Below are 14,374 nucleotides of genomic sequence, written 5' to 3'. Positions count from 1 at the left end.
CAAACGCAGACGCTTGGGTGGAATGCTCGCCCTCTCCCTCCTGGTGGCCGCTTCCGGCGCCTGGGCGCAGAACGCAGCCATTGAGCTGTCGGACCTGAACTACCAGGACACAAGCTGGAGCCAGGGCCAGTTGCTCAACCGCGGCTATCGCCAGCAATCCAACGATGGCAGCGGTTATGAGTACTGGTGGAATGCCGACAAGCAGCAGTGCGTCATCGTGCATTCCGAGCGCAACAAGGTGGCCTCGGTGGTGACCAGCTCGCCCGTTGATTGCGGCCAGCAGCCGCAGCAGAACAACAGCGGCAGCAGCAACAGCAACGCCGCCGCGGCGCTGGTTGCAGCGGCGGCGATCCTCGGTGTCGCTGCCATCGCCCACAAGTCGCACCATCACGACGACGACAACCATGACGGCGACAGCCGTAACGAGGCCGACTTCGAGCGTGGCTACCGCGACGGGCTCTACAACCAGTCCTACGACACCCACAGCAACTCCAGCTATCAGCAGGGCTACCAGTCCGGCGTTCGCGATCATGACAGCCGCACCAGCTACCGGGGCTACTCCGGTGGCAATCCCGAGGTGACCTGCGAATCCAAGGGCAATCAACGCGTCGAGTGCCCGATGGATACCGCCGGTGCGGTGCGCGTGGTCCGGCAGCTGAGCCATTCCCCCTGCACCGAAGGCAGCAGCTGGGGTCTGTCCAAGCATGCAGTCTGGGTGGAAAACGGCTGCCGCGCGGTATTCCAGAAGAACTGATCGCAATTTCCAACAACGGTCCGGCAGGGCTTCTGCAGCCCATCGTCCAGAACAACGCTGAGGGCATCACATGAAACGCACCATCAACATCGTCCTGGCCAGCCTGCTGGCCTGCGCCAGCGTCCAGGCCAGCGCCGAGGACAAGGTCACCACCACGCCCGTGCATTTCAGCAAGGGCACCAGCAGTGCCACCCTGTCGGGAAGCTTCAGTGGTTATGACAGCGTCAACTACACGCTCACCGCCAGGGCCGGCCAGTCGATGCTGGTAAGCATCACCGGCAGCAGCAACGCCAGTTTCAACGTGTTCGCGCCGGGCGACGTACCCGGTGCCGCAAGCGCGCTCGGCAGCGGTGCTGTTGGCCAGGATTGGAATGGTCGACTGCCGGCAAATGGCACCTACACGGTGCAGGTCTACCAGATGCGTGCCTCGGCCCGGCGCGGCGAAAAGGTGCCGTACCACATCACTTTCAGCGTCCGCTGAAATCCCGTGTTGCAGAAACGGCTTATGCCGTCTCTGCAACGCGAATGGACTTCACTCACGCCGCCAGCGTGCGCGCCTTCAGCTCGCCCACTTCATGGGTGGTGCCAAAGCGACCCTTTTCATCACGCACCACCTGTGCCATCGCGCACTGCGGATCGTGGGTGAAGAACAGGTGCACATTGCGTGCAAGCTTGTCTTCCAGGAAGGCACGCTTCTCATCGATCAGCAGCTCGGCATTGCGGTCGTAGCCCATGGTGATCGGCACATGCACCCAGGAACGCCCCGGGATCAGGTCCGCGCAGAACACCAGACCGCCGCGCGACTGGCCGTCCACCCGTTCCGGGCCAACGATCTCGGCCAGCATCAGACCCGGCGTGTGGCCATCGCTGAAGCTGAAGCGCACCGATTCACCCAGCACCTGCGAGTACTCGCCAGACACCACTTCAAGGCGGCCACTGGCTTCCAGCAGACCCGGCAGTTCCGGAATGAAGCTGGCACGGTCACGCGGGTGCGGATGCCGCGCCCGCTCCCAATGGGCCGCACCGACCACGAACGTCGCGTTGGGAAACAGCAGTTCCGGTGAACGCCCTTCCGACCACGGCGCCAGCAGGCCGCCGGCATGATCGAAATGCAGGTGGCTCAACACCACCACATCGATATCTTCATGCTCGAAGCCGGCTTCACGCAGGGAGTCGATCAGGATGTGGCGCGGTTCCTGCACGCCGTAACGCTCACGCAGCTTCGGCTCGAAGAACGCACCGATGCCGGTCTCGAACAGCACTGTCTTGCCGCCCAGCGGGCTGGCGAGCAAGGCCCGGCAGGCCAGCTCGATGCGATTGAGTTCATCCGAAGGCGACCACTTCTCCCACACCGCCTTGGGTGCGTTGCCAAACATTGCGCCGCCATCGAGCTTTTGCGAATTACCGCGAATAGACCAGAGTTTCATACGAAAATTCTACCCGTGCCGCGTTAAATATTCGCAAGAATGAGATGCCGGTTTATTGACACACAGAAGGACTCGGGATTGGCGTTGAGTTTCCGCTTGATGCCGCCGTTCCCGCGCCGTCGGAAATGACGGCATGCAGGCCGGAGAAACCGCACTTCCATCAGCCGGAAACAAAAACCCCGCTGGAAAGCGGGGTTTTCGTCGACGGACATTACAACCTGGTCAATCCGCCCTCACCGGCTTCTCGACCCTGGCACTGCCCACCGGATTGCGCGGATCGGTACCGCCGTACAGCGTGTTGCTGCGGCGGTCCCATTCAACCGTCTGCAGGTTGCCCCACACGTGGCTGGAGCCTCGTCCGCCAGCGGCGCTATCACCGGGCAGGTCGATCTTGTGGCCCATCGCCTGCAACTGCTTGATGGTCTCGGCGTCGAACGCGCCGTCCTCGGCTTCGATCAGGTCCGGAAGCCACTGGTGGTGGTAACGCGGCAGCGCCGCGACCTGCTGCGCGGTCAGGCCGTCGTCGTAACCGAGGATGCCCAGCAGCACCATGGTGATGATGCGGCTGCCACCCGGGGTGCCGATCACGACAACCTTGTCGGCGTTCTCCATGAACGTCGGCGTCATCGAGCTGAGCATGCGCTTGCCCTTCTTCGGCGCGTTGGCCTCGTAGCCCATCACGCCAAACGCGTTCGGGGTGCCGGGCTTGAGCGCGAAGTCGTCCATCTCGTTGTTCAACAGCACGCCGGTGCCGGCCGGGATCAGACCCGAACCGTACAGCAGGTTCACCGTCTGGGTGCCGCCGACGCGGTTGCCTTCGCCATCGATGATCGAGAAGTGCGTGGTTTCGTCATCCTCCAGCGGCGTCGGGTTGCCCGACAGCAGGTCGCTCGGCGTGGCCTTCTCCGGGTGGATGGTGGCACGCAGGCCCTGTGCGTAATCACGGCTGGTCAGCACCTTCTGCGGGATGTCGACGAAATCCGGGTCACCCAGGAAGAAGGTGCGGTCGCGGTAGGCGCGACGCATCGATTCCACCACCAGGTGGGTACGGTGCGCGGTGTCCATCTTGCTCAGGTCCCAGCCTTCCAGGATCTGCAACATCGCAGCCAACGCAATGCCACCGGAGGACGGCGGCGAGGCGGTGGTGATCTTCCAGTCGCCGTAGTTGAAGACGATCGGCTCGCGGGTCTTGACCGTGTAGCCGGCCAGTTCCTCGGCGGTCCAGCGGCCACCGGCCTGCTTCACACCCGCCAGCAGCTTGCGACCGGTCTCGCCACGATAGAAACCGTCAAAACCCTTCTCGGCCAGCAGCTGCAACGTGCGGGCCAGCTCCGGCTGCTTGAACAGGTCACCTTCGGCGATCGGACGGCCGTTGCGCAGGTACACCTCGCGGGTTCCGGGGAAACGCTCCATCACCTCGCGGCGCGAGGCATAGCCGCGCGCCATGCGCGCATAGACCGGGAAGCCGTCGGTGGCAACGCGGATGGCTGGCGCCAGCGAGTCGGTCAGCGGCAGGCGGCCGTGTTCGCGTGCCAGCTGCACCAGCGCGGCCGGCAGGCCGGGAATACCGGCCGACCAGGCACCGTTGACCGAACGGTCGCGGTCCAGTTCGCCCTTCTTGTCCAGGAACTGCTCCGGCGTGGCGGACTCCGGCGCGGTCTCGCGCGCGTCCAGCATCACGTCCTTGCCGGTCTTGGCATCGTGCAACAGGAAGAAGCCGCCACCGCCCAGGCCCGAGCTGATCGGCTCGACCACGGCCAGCGTCGAGGACACTGCCACCGCGGCGTCAAAGGCGTTGCCGCCCTTGGCCAGGATCTCCATGCCGGCATCGGTTGCCAGCGAATGGCCGCTGGCAATCGCCGCGCCATCCGGGTGTGCGGCGCGCGCCTGCGGCGCATCGGCGGCCCACGCGGCCGGCGACAGCACCAGCGCAATCAACAACAGGGAACGGGCAATAATCTTCATGCCGACGGCTTCTCCGATTCGTAAAGTTCGGGGTGATCGCGTTGCAGGCCAAACAGCTTGGCCAGCAGCTGATCCTGGGTTTCGGGGATGTCCGGGTCCGGGTCGATGCACTCCACGGGGCACACGACCACGCATTGCGGCTCATCGAAATGACCAACGCACTCGGTACAACGGGCCGGATCGATCACATAGATCGTCTCGCCCATCGAGATGGCCTGGTTCGGGCAGGCCGGCTCACAGACGTCGCAGTTGACGCAGAGCTCATTGATTTTGAGGGACATAACTTGCTGCCTTCCCGTCAGGGCGGGCCTTTCAACCAACGCGGGGCGGTTGATTCTCGGAGGCTATTGTAGCGGCGGCGCATGCCGCGAAGCTGACCGTAGCGCGTTGTGGGGGAGGCTTCCGCCACGAAGCTGGCTTCAGCCCGCTGCGCGAGCGGCTTCAGCCGCGAAGCTGCCAATGGTTCCGAACAAGGAAATGCCCGCAATTGCACAAGCATCGACGCCTTGGACGCAACGTCTTGAAAATCAAAAGGCAGGGCCGCTGCGCGGCCCCGCCCGATGCCCGCCTGCGCGGGGGATGACACCGTGGCAAGGCGTGGCCGCAAGCGGCCACACCGCCAGCATCACTTGGCTTCGACGAAGATGTAGTCGGCGCCGGTCGGCTGAATGATGGTCTGCACGCGGGCGTTGTCGGCGGCGTCGCCGATGAACACCACGCGCACGTTCTTCATCGAGTCAGCCTGCACGCCCTTGAACGCGGCTTCGATCATGTCGGCCATCTTGGTCGAGGCCGAGGAACCGAAAGCCAGCATGTTGCCCGGCTGGATGCCACGACCGATCGCGGTGGTGGCGCTCTCGACCTGACGCTCGTACTTGGCGGCGAATTCCGGGTCCGATTCCGGCGGCAGGTAGTACAGGAACGGGCTGGCGGTGATGGTGCCCATGTTCTGCACGGCCACGGCCTGCAGGTACTTCTTCCAACCCGCATCGTCATCCTTGGCCGGGGCGACCAGCGCCTGCTGGGCGTCGGCCACCGGAGCGGCTTCTTCCTTCTTGCAGGCGGTGAAGCCCAGCACCAGCGAAGCGGCAAGCATCACGCGCATCGTGTTCTTCATGGTTGTTCTCCCTCTTGTAGGTTCTGTTTACAGCTGTTCGGAATGGATCACTTGCCCGCGCGGGCTTCGCGGGCCTTGCGCAGTGCTTCCAGCACGGTCGCCGGCACGAAGCCGGAAACGTCTCCTCCCAGCCGGGCGATTTCACGCACCAGCGAGGAAGAAATGAAGCTGTGCTGTTCGGACGGGGTCAGAAACAGGGTTTCGACCTCCGGAATCAGATGGCGGTTCATGCTGGCCATCTGGAATTCATACTCAAAATCGGACACCGCACGCAGGCCGCGCAACAGCACGCCGCCATTGCAAGCGCGTACGAAATGGGCAAGCAGAGTATCGAACCCGACCACCTCGACGTTGGCGTGGTGGCCCAAGGCCTCCTCCGCCAGCGCAACACGCAGTTCCAACGGCAGCGTCGGCCCCTTGGCCGGACTCTGCGCCACACCCACCACGATCTTCTCGAACAACGGAGCGGCTCGGTTCACCAGGTCGATATGACCGTTGGTGATCGGGTCGAACGTGCCCGGGTAAACGGCGATGCGGCGATTGGGTGTGGTCATGCGGGTTCAGTCGCGTTCATGTCGCCGCGAAGTGTAGCAGCGGCTTGTCGATACAGGGCATAGCCCACATCGCGGGTGCCGCCTTCGCGGTGCAGGCTCCAACCAGCCGGCAGTATCGGCGCGGCACCGGCCGGTGCTTCGACGTAAAGCCAGGCGCCTTCGGCCAGATGGCGTGGCAATCGGGCAATTACCTGTTCCCACAGACCGGCCGCGAACGGCGGGTCCAGGAACACCAGATCGGCCTGCGCGGGTACGGCGCTGTCCAGCCATTGCAGGGCGTCGGCCTGGGCCACCTGCACCTGCTCGGCCGCGCCAAGCTTGCCTACCACCGCGCGCAGGGCCGTGGCCAGGGCCGGGTCACGTTCGACCAGCTGCGCCGAGGCCGCGCCGCGTGACACCGCCTCCAGCCCCAGCGCGCCGCTGCCGGCGAACAGGTCCAGCACCCGCGCGCCAGGCAACTTGGGCATCAGCCAGTTGAACAGGGTCTCGCGGACCCGGTCGCTGGTCGGGCGCAGCCCCTGCACCTGCGGCACTTCCAGCCGCGTGTTGCGCCAGCGCCCGCCAATGATGCGCACCTGACCGGGACCGCTGGGCCCGTTGCCGCGCCCGCGGTTCATGCCGCCGGTACCGGCAAAGCCATCGACAACAGCTGGCAAATCAACAACATCGGTGCGGCACCTGGAAGCAGTCCAAACAGGGCGCAGATGATAGACCAGCACCTCGCTGCGCACCGCACACCTTGAATTCGGGCGGTTCACCCTTACCCCTGTGGCAGCCGCCGCGTCCGACGCGGCACGTCAGCCAGGGAGCACGACCGACCGATGAACGCACAGAGCCACAAGGAAACCCGCGGTTTCCAGACCGAGGTGAAGCAGCTGCTGCACCTGATGATCCACTCGCTGTACTCGAACAAGGAAATCTTCCTGCGCGAGCTGGTGTCCAATGCCGCCGACGCCAGCGACAAGCTGCGCTTCGAAGCCCTGACCAACCCGGCCCTGCTGGAAGGCAACGGCGAGCTGCGCATCCGCATCGAGGCCGACCCGGCCGCGCGCACCCTGACCATCGACGACAACGGCATCGGCCTGAGCCGCGATGAAGCCATTGCGCACCTGGGCACGATCGCCAAGTCCGGCACCGCCGAGTTCCTGAAGAACCTGTCCGGTGACCAGAAGAAGGATTCCAACCTGATCGGCCAGTTCGGCGTGGGCTTCTACTCGGCCTTCATCGTCGCCGACCAGGTCGACGTCTACAGCCGCCGCGCCGGCCTGCCGGCCAGCGAAGGCGTGCACTGGTCCTCGCGCGGCGAAGGCGAGTTCGAGGTGGAAACCATCGACAAGCCCGAGCGCGGCACCCGCATCGTGCTGCACCTGAAGGAAGGCGAAGAAGGCTATACCGACGGTTGGCAGCTGCGCAGCCTGATCAAGAAGTACTCCGACCACATCGGCCTGCCGATCGAGCTGCAGAAAGAACACCACGGCGAAGAAGCCGACAAGCCGGCCACGCCGGAATGGGAGACCGTCAACCGCGCCAATGCGCTGTGGACCCGCTCCAAGTCCGAGATCACGGATGAGGAATACAAGGAGTTCTACAAGCACATCGCGCATGACCCTGCCGACCCGCTGGCGTGGACCCACAACAAGGTCGAAGGCAAGCTCGAGTACACCTCGCTGCTGTACACGCCGGGCCGCGCACCGTTCGACCTGTACCACCGCGACGCACCCAAGGGCCTGAAGCTCTATGTGCAGCGCGTTTTCATCATGGACCAGGCCGAGCAGTTCCTGCCGCTGTACCTGCGCTTCATCAAGGGCGTGGTCGATTCCAACGACCTGCCGTTGAATGTCTCGCGCGAAATCCTGCAGTCCGGCCCGGTGATCGACTCGATGAAGTCGGCGCTGACCAAGCGTTCGCTGGACATGCTGGAAAAGCTGGCCAAGGACCAGCCGGAAGCCTACGCAGGCTTCTGGAAGAACTTCGGCCAGGTGTTGAAGGAAGGCCCGGCAGAAGACTTCAACAACCGCGAGAAGGTCGCTGGCCTGCTGCGCTTTGCTTCCACGCATGACGCCAGCGGCGAGCAGAGCGTGGCGCTGGCCGACTACATCGGTCGCATGATTGAAGGCCAGGACAAGATCTATTACCTGACCGGCGAGAGCTTCCAGCAGGTCAAGGACAGCCCGCATCTTGAGGTGTTCCGCAAGAAGGGCATCGAAGTGCTGCTGATGACCGACCGCATCGACGAGTGGCTGATGAGCTACCTGCACGAGTTCGACGGCAAGTCGTTCGTGGACATCGCACGTGGCGACCTGGATCTGGGCAAGCTGGAGACCGAGGAAGACAAGAAGGCACAGGAAGAAGTCGCCAAGACCAAGGAAGCCCTGGTCACGCGCCTGAAGTCCGCGCTGGGCGAAGACGTCGCTGAAGTGCGCGTTTCGCACCGTCTGACCGACTCCCCGGCCATCCTGGCCATCGGCGAGCAGGACCTGGGCCTGCAGATGCGCCAGATCCTGGAAGCCAGCGGCCAAAAGGTGCCCGACTCCAAGCCGGTGTTCGAGTTCAACCCGGCCCACCCGTTGATCGAGAAGCTGGACGCCGAAGCCGACATGGACCGTTTCAACGACCTGGCCCATGTGCTGTTCGACCAGGCCGCACTGGCCGCTGGCGACAGCCTGAAGGACCCGGCCGGTTACGTGCGCCGCCTCAACAAGCTGCTGCTGGAGTTATCGGCCTGATTGGCCGGGAGAAGGGCTTGAGCCCCCCTCCCTTTCGCGTAGCGAAGGGGAGGGTTGGGGAGGGGTAAGCATTTCGCCCCACCTCGGCAACACAACCACCCAAGCCCTCACCCCAACCCCTCTCCCGTAAACGGGAGAGGGGCTTCAGCCCCCTCCCTTTCGCATAGCGAAGGGGAGCGTTGGGGAGGGGTAAGCGTTTCAATCCGCACCGGCAGCACAACCGCCGGTGGTAGCATATGCAGCTGATTTAAGGCCACTTTCCCCCATGTTCAGCTTTTTCCGCCGCAAGAAGACCGACGACGCCCAACAGCCTGCAAAGCCGTCCACGCTGAGCGCGGAAGATCTGGCCGCCGCATTCCCGAAGGCGCCATCCGAGGCCGCACCGCAGGTTGATGTCAGCGAAGCATTCGCGCCGCCGGTTGTCGAAGCGCCAGTGGCCGAGCCGACCATCGTCGTCGAAGCCGCTCCTGTTGACGTTCCCGCTGCCGTGCAGGACGAAGCAACACCGGCTCCGGTCGTCGCCGAAGCGGCGGTTGAAGCTCCGGCCGCGCCACAAGCCGCCGTTGAGATCGTTGAAGCCGCACCTGCCCCACAGGCAGAAGCGCAGCCCGAAGTCGTTGCACCGGTTGTTCCCACAACCGTGTCTGCCGAGGTCATTCCGGCCCAGTCCGCGCAGAGCGATGACGCACTCATTCCCGCCAACGCCGCTCCGGCAGCAGCGGCCGGCAAGGTTGGTTGGCGCGAGCGTCTGCGCAACAGCACCTTCGCCCGCAGCTTTGGCGGCCTGTTCTCGCGCAACCCCAAGCTCGATGACGACCTGCTGGACGAAATCGAAACCGCACTGATCACCGCCGACGTCGGCGTGCCGGCCACCACCGCTCTGGTCGAGGATCTGCGCAAGCGCATGAAGTCCCGCGAGTTCGCCGATGCCAATGCATTGCTTGCCGCGTTGCGCGCCGATCTGATCGCGCTGCTGCAGCCGGTCTCCAAGCCGCTGGTCATCGACACCAATGCCAAACCGTTCGTGATCCTCACCATCGGCGTCAACGGCGTCGGTAAGACCACCACCATCGGCAAGCTGGCCAAGCGCTTCAAGGATCAAGGCCACAGCCTGATGCTGGCCGCCGGCGACACCTTCCGCGCCGCCGCCGTCGCTCAATTGCAGATCTGGGGCGAACGCAACGGCGTGGCCGTGGTCGCGCAGGGCCAGAATGCCGATGCCGCGTCGGTCGCGTTCGACGCACTGCAGGCCGGCAAGGCACGTGGCACCAGCGTGCTGATCGCCGACACCGCCGGCCGCCTGCACACGCAGACCGGGCTGATGAACGAGCTGAGCAAGATCCGCCGCGTGCTCGGCAAGATCGACGCCACCGCCCCGCACGAAGTGCTGATGGTGATCGACGGCACCACCGGCCAGAACGCACTCTCGCAGCTGCGCCAGTTCCACGCCGCAGCCGGCGTCACCGGTCTGGTCGTCACCAAGCTGGACGGCACCGCCAAGGGCGGCGTGGTGTTCGCCCTCGCGCGCGAGTTCGGCATTCCGATCCGCTTCGCCGGCATTGGCGAGCGTCCGGAGGACCTGCGCGTATTCGACCCGGAAGCCTTCGTCGACGCGCTGCTGCCGCAAGCGCTGGGCAGCCAAGGCACCTAAGCTCCCAAAGCCCCTCTCCCGCCTGCGGGAGAGGGGGGATGAGGGTCGATCAGACTCCGCAGAACACGATTCCCGAGGCTTCACGCCCTACCCTCATCCGCCCCCCCCCTGCGGGGCACCTTCTCCCAGAGGGAGAAGGGCTCCATAGCCGCCATCGCCTGCGAGCCCATGCCCAGCTTCCCCAGCCATCTGCTCAACTGGTTCGACCAGCACGGCCGCCACGATCTGCCCTGGCAGCATCCGCGCTCGCCGTATCGGGTATGGCTGTCGGAAATCATGCTGCAGCAGACCCAGGTGGCCACGGTCATCCCGTACTTCCTGCGCTTCATGCAGGCGTTCCCGACCCTGCCGGAACTGGCCAGTGCCGACAACGACACGGTGATGGCCAACTGGGCCGGCCTGGGCTACTACGCCCGCGCACGCAACCTGCACGCGGCGGCCAAACAATGCGTCGAGCTGCACGGTGGCGATCTGCCGCGCGATTTCGATGCCTTGCTTGCCCTGCCCGGCATCGGCCGCAGCACCGCCGGCGCGATCCTCAGCCAGGCATGGAACGATCCCTTTCCCATTCTCGATGGCAACGTGAAACGCGTGCTGACCCGCTACCACGGCATCGCCGGATTCCCTGGCCAACCCGCTATCGAGAAGCAGCTGTGGGCGCTGGCCATCGACCATGTCGCACACGTGCCAGCCGGACGCATGGCCGACTACACCCAGGCGCAGATGGACTTCGGCGCCACGCTTTGCACGCGCTCAAAGCCCGCATGCATCCTGTGCCCGGTGCAGGACAGCTGCGTCGCGCATGCGCACGGACTGGTTGATTCACTGCCGACGCCCAAGCCCAGCAAGGTCCTGCCCGAGCGCGAAGCCACTGCTTTGCTGCTGGAAGACACGCAAGGCCGCATCCTGTTGCTCAAGCGTCCGCCGACCGGCATCTGGGCATCGCTGTGGACACTGCCACAAGCCGATACCGATATCGAAATGCGGCAATGGTTCGCAAGCAACATCGTCGGTGACTACGACAACGCTGACGAACTGCCACTGATCGTTCACACCTTCAGCCATTACCGGCTGCATCTGCAGCCATTGAACGCGCGCAAGGTCGCCCTGCACGCCCAGGTTGGCGACAATGACGGCCTGCGCTGGGTTTCACGCGCCGAACTGGCCGACGTTGGCCTGCCTGCTCCGATCCGCAAACTGCTTGAGCGCCATCGCGCGCACTGAACCCACAGGATTACGCCATGCCCCGTTCCGTCTTCTGCCAATACGAACAACGCGAGACCGAAGGTCTGGACTTCGTGCCCTACCCCGGCGAACTGGGCCAGCGCATCTTCAACAACATCGGCAAGCAGGGCTGGGCGGCCTGGCTGGCGCACCAGACCATGTTGATCAATGAAAACCGCCTGTCACCGCGCGACCCGAAACATCGCGCCTTCCTCGAAGAAGAGCTGGTGAAGTACCTGTTCTCCGGCGGCGCGGAAAAGCCGGCCGGCTACGTCGCCCCGGAAAACTGAGCTCCGGTAGTGCCGAGCCAAGCTCGGCACATGACACCCAATGCGCAGTGCCGAGCCGCGCTCGGCACTACCGCGAATGCCAGAGCGGAGCGTGGCTCCGCTCTACAGCGAACCATTACTTCGCTTCGCCCACCTGATCGGCCGCGCGCTCGGCGATCTTGGCCTCGCGCAACTCCTTCTCCGAAGCACGCAGGGCCTTCACGTCCAGCGGCTGGATCGTATCGATCCGGCACGGGATGTGCCCGACTGGCCCACCGCCATGCACGATCACACGGTCAAACTTCGCCGATACCTGGCCCATCATGTTGGTCACGGTGATAGCCGGCGAGAATGAAAGATCCATGCACGGGCCACTCAGGCTCAGCAGCCAGGCCTCGCTTGGCTTGGTCCACACCGCCAACGCGCTATCGCCCAGCTCGGTCCAGCCATTGAGCGAGCCAAAGTACTTGAAGCTGTTCACCGGCGCGCCCGCATGCGAGCGGTACAGCTCCAGCTTTTCGCTGCTGCTCAGTTTTCCGGCAGTGGCGCAACCGCCCAACGCGGCAGCGGCCAGCAATGCAAGAAGCATCTTCTTCATGGCACCACTCCTCTTGGCTTGGATGGGTTTGGCCAGGGCCAGTCTCGGCACCTCGGCATGCCAGCAGATGATCCGCCGCCCAAGGTGAATTCCACAGCAATACCGCAGCACTCGATTGCGCGGGGGCCGATCAAACCTCGCTGCGCGCGAGCTGGTGAAGCCGGCCCTCACGCAGTTCCAGCACCCGGTCCAGCTTGCGCGCCAGACTGCGGTCATGGGTGACCAGCACCAGGCTGGTCCTGCGGGCACGGTTCAAGTCCAGCATCAGCTCGAATACGACTGCGGCAGTCTTGTCATCCAGGTTGCCGGTGGGCTCATCGCCAAGTACGCAGGCAGGCTGGTTGACAAGCGCACGCGCAACCGCCGCGCGCTGGCGCTCGCCACCGGACAGCTCGCCCGGCTTGTGATCCAGCCGATGCCCCAACCCGACCGCCTCCAGCAGCCCCTGCGCGCGCTGGGTTGCGCCAGCGACGTCGGCACCACCAAGCATCACCGGCATCATCACGTTCTCCAGCGCGGTGAACTCCGGCAGCAGGTGATGGAACTGGTAGACGAAGCCCAACGAGCGATTGCGCAGCCGTCCACGCTCGGCGTCGGACAGCGCCGACATCTTGTTCCCGGCCACATAGACCTCGCCGGCGGTCGGCGTATCCAGCCCGCCCAGCAAGTGCAACAAGGTGCTCTTGCCGGCACCGGAGGCGCCGACAATGGCCACCGTTTCACCGGCCGCCACCCTCAGCTCCAGGCCATCGAACACCGGCGTATGCATCTTGCCTTCGGCGTAGGTCTTGCCCAGGCCTTCGGCGCGGATAACCTCATCCATCTGCTGTTTCTCATTCATAGCGCAGCGCCTCCGCCGGCTGGGTGCGCGCAGCGCGCCAGGCCGGATACAAGGTCGCCGCAAAGCTCATCAGCAGCGCGATCACGGTGATGATGACGATGTCGCTGGTCTGCATGTCGGTCGGCAGGCCGGTGATGTAGTACACGTCTTCCGGCAACAACTTGATGCTGAATATCGATTCGATCAGGCCCAGGATGCGCTCCAGATTGAGCGTCAGGGTGATGCCGCCGATGACGCCGGCAATGGTGCCGAACACGCCGATCAGCGTGCCCTGCACCATGAACACCTGCATCACCCCGTTCGGGCTCAGGCCCAGCGTGCGCAGGATGGCGATATCAGCCTGCTTGTCGGTGACCAGCATCACCTGCGAGGACACCAGGTTGAACGCACCCATCGCGATGATCAGCGACAGCAGGATGCCCATCACCGTCTTTTCCATCTTCAACGAGTGGTAGAGATTGGCGTTCTGCTGGGTCCAGTCGCTGACCCGGTAATAGCCTTCGAGGTTGAGCGCCAGGTCGCGCGCCACCGTGTAGGCCTGGTCCATGTCGTGCAGCTTCAAGCGCACGCCGGTCACGCCGTCCACGCGCAGCACACGCTCCAGGTCCTGCATGTTGACGAAGGCCACGCCCCGGTCCACTTCATTGGAGCCGGCCTCGAAGATACCGCTGACCTTGAAGCGCTTGGTGCGCGCCATCGCGCCGACCGGCGTACCCTGGATTTCGGCGAGCGTGGCGACCACGTTGTCGCCCACCTCCACGCCAAGCCAGAGCGCCAGCTCCTTGCCCAGCAGGATGTTGAACTCACCCTGCTTCAGGCTGTCTAGCGAGCCCTTGGTCATCTTCTCGCCGAGTACCGACACCTTCGGCTCCAGTGCCGGATCGACACCCTGCACGATCGCGCCCTGCACACGCGGCCCCGCCAACATGCCCTGGATCTCGATGTACGGCGCGGCACCGGCCACGCGCGGATCCTTCATCGCCACGTCAACGGCGTGCTGCCAATTGGTCATAGGCTCGCCGTCGGCGCTGACGGTGGCATGGGCCGACATCTGCAGCAGGCGGTCACGGATCTCCTTCTGGAAGCCGCTCATGACTGCCAACGTGGTGATCAGCACCGTCACCCCGAGCGCGATGCCCAGGATGGAAGCCATGGAGATGAAGGAGATGAAGCCGTTGCGACGTTTGGCGCGCAGGTAGCGCAAGCCGATTGCGACAGGTAAGGGTCTGAACATGCGTTTGTGCCCGG

Annotated in this window: 15 protein-coding genes; 6 read left to right on the top strand and 9 right to left on the bottom strand. The window is 64.5% G+C overall.

Going from position 1 to position 14,374, the window contains the following annotated elements; genetic code table 11:
• Positions 1-22 precede the first annotated feature (22 nt).
• Entirely contained in the window at positions 23-754 is a 732-nt protein-coding gene (locus LR961_RS08605) for a DUF3011 domain-containing protein (protein WP_232148246.1), read from the top strand.
• 70 nt (positions 755-824) lie between these two features.
• Entirely contained in the window at positions 825-1,235 is a 411-nt protein-coding gene (locus LR961_RS08600) for a g-type lysozyme inhibitor (RefSeq protein ID WP_232148244.1), read from the top strand.
• A 55-nt stretch (positions 1,236-1,290) separates the two neighbouring features.
• Here LR961_RS08600 and LR961_RS08595 read toward each other — a convergent pair whose 3' ends face one another.
• The 6 genes from LR961_RS08595 to rsmD form a co-directional block, all read right to left on the bottom strand.
• Complete coding sequence (locus LR961_RS08595; RefSeq protein ID WP_232148242.1) at positions 1,291-2,181, bottom strand: MBL fold metallo-hydrolase; 891 nt, start codon at positions 2,179-2,181, stop codon at positions 1,291-1,293.
• A gap of 222 nt (positions 2,182-2,403) precedes the next feature.
• On the bottom strand, positions 2,404-4,146 hold the full coding sequence (gene ggt, locus LR961_RS08590; protein ID WP_232148235.1) for a gamma-glutamyltransferase: 1,743 nt from the start codon (positions 4,144-4,146) through the stop codon (positions 2,404-2,406).
• Entirely contained in the window at positions 4,143-4,427 is a 285-nt protein-coding gene (locus LR961_RS08585; RefSeq protein ID WP_232148224.1) for a YfhL family 4Fe-4S dicluster ferredoxin, read from the bottom strand. Before LR961_RS08585 ends, ggt begins: the two co-directional genes overlap by 4 nt.
• A 344-nt stretch (positions 4,428-4,771) precedes the next feature.
• Entirely contained in the window at positions 4,772-5,263 is a 492-nt protein-coding gene (locus LR961_RS08580; protein WP_232148222.1) for a hypothetical protein, read from the bottom strand.
• 47 nt (positions 5,264-5,310) lie between these two features.
• Entirely contained in the window at positions 5,311-5,817 is a 507-nt protein-coding gene (gene coaD, locus LR961_RS08575) for a pantetheine-phosphate adenylyltransferase (protein WP_232148221.1), read from the bottom strand.
• Positions 5,814-6,434 carry a 16S rRNA (guanine(966)-N(2))-methyltransferase RsmD gene (gene rsmD, locus LR961_RS08570; protein WP_232149291.1) on the bottom strand — a complete coding sequence of 207 codons (621 nt, stop codon included), beginning with the start codon at positions 6,432-6,434 and terminating at the stop codon, positions 5,814-5,816. Before rsmD ends, coaD begins: the two co-directional genes overlap by 4 nt.
• 204 nt (positions 6,435-6,638) lie before the next feature.
• On the opposite strand from rsmD, the gene htpG reads away from it, so the two are divergent.
• From htpG to LR961_RS08550, 4 genes are all read left to right on the top strand, one after another.
• The gene (htpG, locus tag LR961_RS08565; RefSeq protein WP_232148219.1) at positions 6,639-8,543 is read left to right on the top strand and encodes a molecular chaperone HtpG; all 1,905 of its coding nucleotides are present in this window, start codon (positions 6,639-6,641) and stop codon (positions 8,541-8,543) included.
• A gap of 265 nt (positions 8,544-8,808) precedes the next feature.
• On the top strand, positions 8,809-10,194 hold the full coding sequence (gene ftsY / locus LR961_RS08560) for a signal recognition particle-docking protein FtsY (RefSeq protein WP_232148218.1): 1,386 nt from the start codon (positions 8,809-8,811) through the stop codon (positions 10,192-10,194).
• A gap of 168 nt (positions 10,195-10,362) precedes the next feature.
• A complete protein-coding gene (mutY, locus tag LR961_RS08555; RefSeq protein WP_232148217.1) occupies positions 10,363-11,418 on the top strand; it encodes an A/G-specific adenine glycosylase in 1,056 nt (351 codons plus the stop codon).
• Between the two features lie 17 nt (positions 11,419-11,435).
• Entirely contained in the window at positions 11,436-11,708 is a 273-nt protein-coding gene (locus LR961_RS08550; RefSeq protein WP_232148214.1) for an oxidative damage protection protein, read from the top strand.
• Between the two features lie 115 nt (positions 11,709-11,823).
• On the opposite strand, the gene LR961_RS08545 is transcribed toward LR961_RS08550, so the two are convergent.
• The 3 genes from LR961_RS08545 to LR961_RS08535 all read right to left on the bottom strand — a co-directional run bounded on the left by LR961_RS08545 (position 11,824) and on the right by LR961_RS08535 (position 14,360).
• A complete protein-coding gene (locus LR961_RS08545; protein ID WP_232148212.1) occupies positions 11,824-12,285 on the bottom strand; it encodes a DUF6491 family protein in 462 nt (153 codons plus the stop codon).
• Between the two features lie 130 nt (positions 12,286-12,415).
• Positions 12,416-13,126: a lipoprotein-releasing ABC transporter ATP-binding protein LolD gene (gene lolD / locus LR961_RS08540; protein ID WP_232148210.1), complete on the bottom strand. Its 711-nt coding sequence runs from the start codon at positions 13,124-13,126 to the stop codon at positions 12,416-12,418.
• Positions 13,119-14,360, bottom strand: coding sequence for a lipoprotein-releasing ABC transporter permease subunit (locus LR961_RS08535; protein ID WP_232148209.1), 1,242 nt, complete (start codon positions 14,358-14,360; stop codon positions 13,119-13,121). Before LR961_RS08535 ends, lolD begins: the two co-directional genes overlap by 8 nt.
• Positions 14,361-14,374 lie beyond the last annotated feature (14 nt).

The sequence above is a fragment of the Stenotrophomonas sp. SY1 genome, from assembly GCF_021202945.1.
Lineage (GTDB): Bacteria > Pseudomonadota > Gammaproteobacteria > Xanthomonadales > Xanthomonadaceae > Stenotrophomonas.
The sequence above is the reverse complement of the archived record's forward strand: the minus strand, read 5'-3'. Positions and strand labels throughout refer to the sequence as shown.